7 protein-coding genes and 1 rRNA gene are annotated in these 9,085 nt (G+C 46.4%); 1 reads left to right on the plus strand and 7 read right to left on the minus strand.

The window, feature by feature from the left end:
- Nucleotides 1-112: 112 nt before the first annotated feature.
- The 3 genes from fre to udp form a co-directional block, all read right to left on the minus strand.
- On the minus strand, nt 113-829 hold the full coding sequence (gene fre, locus ACRC53_RS12730) for an NAD(P)H-flavin reductase (protein WP_438643762.1): 717 nt from the start codon (nt 827-829) through the stop codon (nt 113-115).
- 135 nt (nt 830-964) lie between these two features.
- Entirely contained in the window at nt 965-2,461 is a 1,497-nt protein-coding gene (gene ubiD, locus ACRC53_RS12735; protein WP_438643763.1) for a 4-hydroxy-3-polyprenylbenzoate decarboxylase, read from the minus strand.
- Nucleotides 2,462-2,770: 309 nt separating this feature from the next.
- Nucleotides 2,771-3,535, minus strand: a complete 765-nt coding sequence (udp, locus tag ACRC53_RS12740; protein ID WP_438643764.1) for a uridine phosphorylase — start codon at nt 3,533-3,535, stop codon at nt 2,771-2,773.
- Nucleotides 3,536-3,949: 414 nt separating this feature from the next.
- Here udp and ACRC53_RS12745 point away from each other — a divergent pair, with 414 nt between their 5' ends.
- Complete coding sequence (locus tag ACRC53_RS12745; RefSeq protein WP_438643765.1) at nt 3,950-5,320, plus strand: sodium-dependent transporter; 1,371 nt, start codon at nt 3,950-3,952, stop codon at nt 5,318-5,320.
- Nucleotides 5,321-5,487: 167 nt separating this feature from the next.
- Here the strand turns inward: ACRC53_RS12745 and ACRC53_RS12750 are convergent, their stop codons facing one another.
- The 4 genes from ACRC53_RS12750 to rrf all read right to left on the minus strand — a co-directional run.
- Complete coding sequence (locus ACRC53_RS12750; RefSeq protein ID WP_438643766.1) at nt 5,488-6,663, minus strand: DUF4056 domain-containing protein; 1,176 nt, start codon at nt 6,661-6,663, stop codon at nt 5,488-5,490.
- Entirely contained in the window at nt 6,663-7,793 is a 1,131-nt protein-coding gene (locus tag ACRC53_RS12755; protein WP_438643767.1) for a BamA/TamA family outer membrane protein, read from the minus strand. The genes ACRC53_RS12750 and ACRC53_RS12755 overlap by 1 nt, the downstream gene beginning before the upstream one ends.
- 18 nt (nt 7,794-7,811) lie before the next feature.
- Nucleotides 7,812-8,762, minus strand: a complete 951-nt coding sequence (locus ACRC53_RS12760) for a hypothetical protein (RefSeq protein WP_438643768.1) — start codon at nt 8,760-8,762, stop codon at nt 7,812-7,814.
- A gap of 241 nt (nt 8,763-9,003) precedes the next feature.
- Nucleotides 9,004-9,085, minus strand: a 5S ribosomal RNA gene (gene rrf, locus ACRC53_RS12765); the annotation flags it as partial.

Genomic DNA, 9,085 nt, shown 5'->3' on the forward strand with positions numbered 1-9,085 from the left:
TAAAAACGCCTTCACGATGAAGGCGTTTTTTTATATTACACGTTGTAAAATATCATGTCATGATAACCCACTGCTCACCAATAACATTAACAACCGTTTTAATTGCCACACATTAGATAAACGCAAAAGCATCACCAAACAGACGCGCCGGATCAGCACCACGCTGCTCACAAAACAGATCGCGCGCAACTTTTGCCATTTCAAAACGGCCAGCTATGTAGATATCGTATGCCGCCAGTGATGAGAAGTCCTGCATCACCGCTGCCAGCACCGTACCACAGCGCCCTTCCCAGCCTGCCTGCGGCTGCTCAATCACTGGGATCACCTGCACGTTCGGGTGCTGTTCTGCCAGCTGATCCAGCTCATCGAGATCGTACAAATGCTGTAACTCACGCCCGCCCCAGTACAGATGCACCTGACGTTGCGGCTGCTGACGCAGCACGTCGAGCAAAATTGAACGGACATACGAAAACCCCGTTCCACCCGCAATCAAAATCACCGGACGTTCACTGTCAGGCTGATACGCGGCCTCACCAAACGGCATCTCGATCATCAACGGCTCACCGGCTTTGATCTTATCCATCACCGCCATCGCATAAGGGTTGTGCTCAGATGCGCCAATATGCAGTTCAAGCTCATCGGTATTATCCGGTGTCGAGGCGATCGAAAATGGGCGCTTATCACGCTCACCCATCACCACCATCAAATACTGACCGGCCAGAAAAGAGACTGGATTCTCCGGCACAATACGCACGCGATAGACTGTCTCAGTCATCGGTTCAACCAAAGTGACTTTGCACGAAGTCACGTTACTGCCCAACGTTGTCATAACTCTCCCTCAGCCACTCTGGTAGCCTGATTTTATTCTGTTTATCGATATTCTATGTCTTGATAGCGATGACGACTACGGTAAACCGTGCTTCTATTTGCAGCAAGCCACCATAGGCTACAAGTGATCTGTCGATCACAATCTGCGTGGCCCATGCTCCTTTGGCAGTGAAATGGCCAGCGAATCCCAAATCTCATCGATACGGGCAACCACGGCCGGATCTTTAACAATCGGCCGACCCCATTCGCGGTCGGTCTCTCCTGCCCACTTATTGGTGGCATCCATCCCCATCTTTGAGCCCAAACCGGAAACCGGCGAGGCAAAGTCAAGATAGTCAATCGGCGTGTTCTCGATCAGCAAGGTATCGCGGGCAGGATCCATGCGGGTGGTAATCGCCCAAATCACATCGTTCCAATCGCGTGCGTTCACATCGTCATCGCACACAATCACAAATTTGGTGTACATAAATTGGCGTAAAAATGACCACACTCCCATCATGACGCGCTTTGCATGCCCCGGATACTGCTTTTTCATTGTCACCACAGCCATACGGTAGGAGCACCCTTCCGGTGGCAGGTAAAAATCAACAATTTCAGGGAACTGCTTTTGCAGCAGCGGCACAAAAACCTCATTGAGCGCAACGCCCAAGATGGCAGGCTCATCAGGCGGGCGGCCGGTATAGGTTGAGTGATAGATAGGGTCGCGGCGCAGGGTCACGGTTGTCACGGTAAATACCGGAAAGCTATCCACTTCATTGTAGTAACCGGTATGATCACCATACGGGCCTTCAGGCGCAACTTCACCTGCCTCAATATAGCCCTCAAGCACAATCTCGGCCGATGCCGGCACATCCAAATCACTCGACAGGCAACGGACAACCTCGGTTTTGGTTCCGCGCAGTAGTCCGGCAAATGCATATTCAGAGATGGAGTCGGGGATCGGGGTGACTGCGGCTAAAATGGTGGCCGGATCTGCGCCGAGCGCGACGGCAACCGGAAAACGTTCGCCTGGGTGGGCCTGCTGCCACTCCTGAAAATCGAGCGCGCCGCCACGGTGTGATAACCAGCGCATAATCAGTTTGTTTTTACCGATCAGCTGTTGCCGATAAATGCCTAAATTCTGCCGTTCACGGTGCGGACCACGGGTGACTGTCAGCCCCCACGTCACCAGTGGTGCAACATCATCTGGCCAGCAGCGCATGATCGGTAAACGGGTCAAATCAACCTCATCACCCTGCCACACCACTTCCTGACAAGGTGCGCCCGATAACCGTTTGGTCGGCATGTTCAATACTTGGCGAAATTTCGGCATTTTATCGAGCAAATCGCGAAAACCTTTCGGCGGCTCAGGCTCTTTGAGAAAGGCCAGCAGTTTGCCGACATCCCGCAGGGCTGCCACATCATCTTGCCCCATCCCCAACGCAACCCGTTGTGGTGTGCCGAATAAGTTGCACAGTACCGGCATGGTATAACCGATTGGGTTTTCAAACAGCAGTGCAGGGCCTCCGGCGCGCAATGTCCGGTCGGCAATTTCAGTCATCTCCAGATCCGGTGATACTGGCTGGGTTATTCGAATTAACAACCCTTGTTGCTCAAGCAGTGTGATAAATTCACGTAAATCTTTATACTTCATCGGAGATCCTTTCAGACACGATTATGACTATTATAAAGAGTTGTGATAGTAAAACCGAGCAGATAACCGACTGAAATGTGAACCCTATATACCATTAGCTCAACTGACGACTTATCCACCGCCATTTATTTTTTATCTTTTTATTGTTTCTTCATTCATCGTCATTCCCACCCTATTCCCTCTTGATCTTTTTTGTTGCGTTATCACTCCTACACCTGTTTGATAGGTTGCCAAGGGCATAATTTTCCGATAAAAAAACGCGACCCGATGGGATCGCGCGCTATTATTATCCGCTACATCACACAGCCACTAAGCTAACAACAGACGGGCCGCTTCAACTACAATGTTGACCGCATCACTTTCAGTGGTTTGCATTGTTTGGGCATTCGGGATCTCTTGCTGAGTACGGTTAACAATCACACCAGCAACCATACCTGCTCGCCAACCTTGGCTGGCGCACATAGTCAACAATGTGGCTGACTCCATTTCATAGTTCATCACCCCCATTGCCTGCCACTCTTTCATTGAGCCTTGGAAGCGGCTGACTACACGGCCTGAAACGGTATCATAACGCTCCTGACCAGGATAAAAGGTATCTGAAGAGGCGGTAACGCCAATATGGGTGGTTGCTCCACACGCTTTTGCTGCCGCGACTAATGCTGTCGTACAGGTAAAATCTGCCACCGCAGGGAACTCCATCGGAGCAAAATGCAAGCTTGCACCATCTAAGCGTACCGAGCCGGTTGTGACTAAAACATCGCCAACAGCAATATGTGGCTGAATCGCACCGGTTGTTCCTACACGTAAAAAGGTATTCACACCTAACTGTGCCAACTCCTCAACGGCAATTGACGTTGATGGGCCACCAATACCGGTTGAACACACCACCACGGGTTTACCGTCAAGCTCACCTAACCATGAAGTAAACTCACGGTGACTGGCCAAGTACACGGGGTTATCCATCAGTTGGGCAATTTTCTTTACCCGCTCAGGGTCGCCCGGAATAATGGCCAGCGTTGCACCCTTGAGATCACCTTTGGTCAAACCGAGGTGAAATACATCTGACTTTGCCATGCAGTCGCTCCTTTTTACTGAATCGGATAAGTAAATATCTTAATGCACAAGTGTGCATATCCCCCTATTATGCTCAGATCGTAGATCCCGATCTCACACAGCCTTTTTGTACTGTAACGAACAATAGGGCGATAATTTGTGATACATGCTAAACATAAACGAATACGATACAACAAATTACCCATTTTATGTGATGTATCTTATCGTTATTCAGACAAATAGATCGTCTCTCTCTCACCAACATACCGGCACATGAGGCAATATACTGATAAATTTATACCATGCTAAAACCTCTTGGTGATCACGCTAAAACATTGAACAATCTTCTCTTGTATTCACACAACAAAAAACCAGCATGGCAGAGACTGACTGCAACACCGCCATGATAAACCCATAACAGGACTGTTTTGATCTATGCATAATGAGACTCCAACCCTGAAAAAACGCGATGGCTTTACTAGCAGCTTTGGCGTTATTGCTGCGACACTCGGCTCTGCCGTGGGGCTAGGCAACATCTGGAAGTTCCCTTATCTCACCGGCGCAAATGGCGGTGCAGGCTTTCTTTTGGTTTACCTGCTCGCCACTTTGCTGATTGGTTTACCAGTAATGATTGCCGAGCTCACTCTAGGGCGCAAAACCAAATCAGATGCAATTACTACTTTTACCAGCCTTGCCCCACGTGGCTTTCCTTGGTGGATCATTGGTTTATTTGGCGTTATCTGTGCCTTTTTGATTATGGGCTTTTACTCCGAAGTCTCTGCGTGGGTATTCGCATATGTCTTTAAATCACTTGATGGCTCACTGTTGTCAAGCGATCCTAAAACCACAGGCCAAGCATTTGCGACCCTGATCAGTGATCCGTGGCAATCGCTATTATGGCAATGGCTAGTACTTGCAATGATTGGCGGTGTCTTGATTATTGGTGTATCAAAAGGCATTGAAGCGGTCACTAAAAAATTGATGCCCGTACTGTTTGTGCTCTTAATCCTCATTGGCCTGCGTAGCCTAACACTGCCCGGTGCGGCAGAAGGGCTGAGTTTCCTGTTCAAACCCGACTTCTCCAAAATAGACAGCGCCGTCATCCTGACCGCAATGGGGCTAGCTTTTTTCAAGCTCTCTATCGGCATGGGCACCATGTTGACTTACGGCAGCTATTTCCGTGATGATCAGAATATTCCAACCACTGCCGTGCGCGTAATGGCGGCCGATCTGTTTGTCTCTATGTTAGCCGGTATCGCTATTTTCCCTGCCGTATTTAGCTTTGGTTTTACCCCATCAGCGGGGCCTGCACTGCTATTTATCACCATACCTGCCGTCTTCTCACAAATGCCATTTGGCCATTTACTGATGGTGGTCTTTTTTGTCCTATCGGCTATCGCAGCTACAGGTGCCATGCTCTCTATTTTGGAAGTGCCCGTTTCAGTACTCAGTGAGCGTTTTAAAATCAGCCGGGTTAAATCCGTTATGATCAACGTATTATTACTGGCTCTGATTGGTTCAACTTGTGCACTATCAAATAGCTTACTGGCTGACTTTAAAATTGTGGGTCTCAATATGTTCGACCTGTTTGATGAGCTCAGTTCAAAAGTACTGATGCCTGCCGGTGGGATCTTACTGTGTCTGTTTGTTGGCTGGTTTTGGGGGCGTAACAATCTCCAACACGCACTCAGTAATCAAGGTGCGCTACACAACCACACATTAATTAACGGTTTATTCTTTATTATTCGCTTTGTCTCCCCACCACTGATTTTACTGGTTATGTTAAAAGGCTTAAATATCTTTTAAAGGATAGAAACAAAAGATCCACCAACAAAAAACGCCAGTTCACTGGCGTTTAATTCTCTTTTATTCCTAAAATAGATAATATTGTGGGCAGCTAATAGCTGAAATAAATTACAGAATAAACACCCAACAAACAGTTGTGCAGATTTTATTCTTATTATCTCTTTTTATTATTGGTTCAGAGAAGAGAAACCCATCTGTTTCCTATCATACTGTTCAGCATACTGACTAAACACCGAAAAATCGGCTGATAACCACACGGCTGCAGGCTGAATACGCCGCATTAACGCTGGTGTGTCACTATTTGGTCGTAACTGCAAGTGTGCCAATGCGGATAACCGATACCCCTGCCACTCATCCCCTAACTGCAAATACCAACCGCGATCAACAGTAGATACTGGTAAATTCGGCATCCGCTGTGCTGATAATGAATAATCGCGTCGACGTACCAACTGTTTAGCCGGTAAACGCTGCTGACTATCCCACCACTGGCCATCAATGTCTGCTAATTGTGCCCGCGAACCGGCATGATCTTCTACTTGCAATACATTCAATGCTTGCTGCAATGCCGCCTCAATAGCCAGATTATAACTGTGCTGATTTGGAGCATTACCCTGCAGCAAAACGGCCAAAGCCAGTTTTGCACCCAATAAATTCGAATATAAATCCTCTGGAGAAAATGCAGAGACCTCCTCTGATACCAATGCAATCGAGCGATAACCGTACCACTGTGCAATTTCATGCCACTGCGCCAATTGGTACGCCAACTGCGCAGCCAGATGTGCTGCCAATGCATAACGATCGGCTGTTGCTGTCGGCGCAGGAAATGCCCGTAATACAATTTGCCGAGACGCTAACTCAGGTGATAATGAGAGTGTCATTGCGGCCCCTAAACGGGGATAAATCTGACTAAATAAAAACAGCGTATTATCGGCAGTATCACGAATATGTGCGCTATCTAAAAAACCCCCTCGACGGGTATACATCAATCCATTATGTTCACGGCTTAACCCCAATAATGCACCGGCAACCCCAAACGTATCACCATTATAGAAATGCTCGCCCAATGTCGGGGCACTCACCACATTATCAATACGATATAATGGCACAGGAACATCTAAAAATGTCGTTTCCAAATCCATCCCAAATGCACAACAAGGCCGTAAAGAGGAGGGTTCAGCCAAATTTTGCACCACAGGATAAGCTTGTTCAGCCGGTAACTGAGATAACCGTAGTGCGCGCAACACCTCAATATCAGAAAGTGGCTCACGAATTAATGGCGCATAGCACCCTAGTAACGTACTGGCTGCCACTACACACAACAGCCAATAAAATATGCGCGGCATCAAAATGCCTCGTTGACATGAAAATAGAAGCCAGACGTATTTTTCCCAACGCCAAAATCAAGTCGAATATTCACACGTGGTTTAAATTCAAAACGATAACCAATACCTGCATTCGGTAGCCAATGAGCTTGTGTAAAAAGTGCTTTTGCCTGAGCCGTAATTGCCCCTGCACCAACCCACAACACCATACCATGTCGGCCAGTCAGATGTTTACGATACTCAACCTGCGCAGCCAGTAAATTGCGATCAATATACTGCCCTTCATAATAGCCACGCATACGTTTATCATTGCCCAATTGTGACAACATATTCCACGGTACAGCACCTGATGTTACACGAGAGTACAAATCCCAAGCCAAAACATCCCGCTCTGCAATCAGATGATAATAGCTATAACGCGACTCTAAAGCCGAAAAAGCACTCTCACTGCCTAATGACGGGGAATAATATGTGTAATTAACACTAAAAACCTGACCACGATAAGGATTAGGGATAAAATCTCGACTGTCATATAAAAAATGCGAACTAATTCCGGCATTCATCACCGAAGAGCCAAACGCTAAAGGGCTACTTGCAGGATAACGGTTATCGGCTTTATCCTTCACTGACGAATAAAACAGAGAACTTCCTACACCCAGATAGGTTGATTGTGCAACCCGATAAAACAGTTGTGGCGTTAATGCCATCTCATCGGCAGTATAATGGAGTTTATTCTCTGGCCGCGATCCCATTTCATCACCAACCCCCCAATAGCCCGTCGGGGTGCTTTTCATATTCCCCTTCAAGAAAAAACGCCACTGATCTTGAGAAAATAACGTATTATTTTCAAAACCAATACCAAACGCACCCGTTGAGCTGACAAACCCCGTCAATGAAAGCGTAGAGGGCTGTGTTTGACGATCAAGCGCATCTGCACGATATAACCCTATCGCCGCAACGCCCATTCCCACACCCAACTCTGGATTATAAAACGGTCCAGGTAATACTCCCCAGTCAATGCGCTTACGTTCATCCCATGAATCTGATGCACCTAAATCCGTCAATAAATCATCTATCCACGTTTGCGCCGCGACAGGAAAAGAACTACACACCCCAGCCATCAATATAGAGATAAACTGTATCCGCAACATCGCATTTAACCTTACGCATTAAAACCGTATATCCAACGAAAAAAAAGCACTCTTACGTTCACCCAAACCCCACTCAGTCAGAAACGATAAATTTGGGTTAACCTGATACTGAGCACCTAGCAACGTATTCCAAGGTGATTTTAAATGCTGATTCACCTCAAACTTACCCTGCTTATTTGGATCAACAAGCAACAACAATTGTTTTAAATTTGCAGGTAAAGCCAAATCAGCAATATTGCCACGAAATTGCTGATCAATACTTTGATACATTCCCCCCACCCATACCCGCAAAGGCCGATCAGCAACAGAGAAAATATATCCAACCCGTGGTGAAGCGACTAATGCCGCAATGTGTCCATCTAAAATATCCATTTTTGTCTGGGTATAATTTACATCTGCCAACGCAAACCATTGTTCATAGCCACCGGCTAAAACAACGCCCATACCATAGGTGTCCCCATTAAACTCAAGAGGGAAGCGAATATCTTTAAGTGGAATTGAAAATGTGGGTAAAGGAATTTTTATTGGAAAAAGCGAACCAATTTGTGCATGACCAGAAACCGAAATATCGATATCTAATAGAGAATCTGTACGACCTTGAGTCTTCCCTAGGACTCCATAGAGATTTAAAAATGGAAAGACCCACATATCGGCACGTAATGTTTTCGTATCTGAGTGCTGTGATGTTTGTTTTACTGTCGGGTTAATACCGATATCAAGATTACCGTGGATATTTAAAAAATTGGGCTGTATTGGTAAATGAGTCTGAATCCCTGTAAACGCTATCGAGTCAACCTGAATGCCTTGTCTGACATTCATATAACTAATATTTAACCCAAACGGCTCAGGAAGCGTATAACCACGTTCTTTCGCCTTATCTCCCCATATTGGGAAAATTCGCTCCTCTGCATAGCTCCCTGCTGACATTACTATTGCCGCAGCCATTACCGTTTGGAAAATAATTCGCATAGTTGCACTTCACTAAAGTAAAAGATCGCGCACTATAAAGGAATAAAGGTATAAAAATAGTGCAGTCCGTGCGAAACATAACAACAAATAGAGATAATTTTAAATAATTTGCAATACAAATGAGGCTAAGAGCGAATCAACAATCCTCAAAAATAAAACAATAACGTCAAAAAAACAAAATTTCCCAAAATCCCAAACGCAAAAAGCCCATCCTTTCGGATGGGCTTTCTACTTATTTGATGCCTGGCAGTTCCCTACTCTCGCATGGGGAGACCCCACACTACCATCGGCGCTACGGCGTTTCACTGCTGAGTTCGGCATGG

Origin of the sequence: Plesiomonas sp. (genome assembly GCF_051652165.1) — a bacterium.
Classification (GTDB): Bacteria; Pseudomonadota; Gammaproteobacteria; order Enterobacterales; family CAMTGL01; genus Plesiomonas.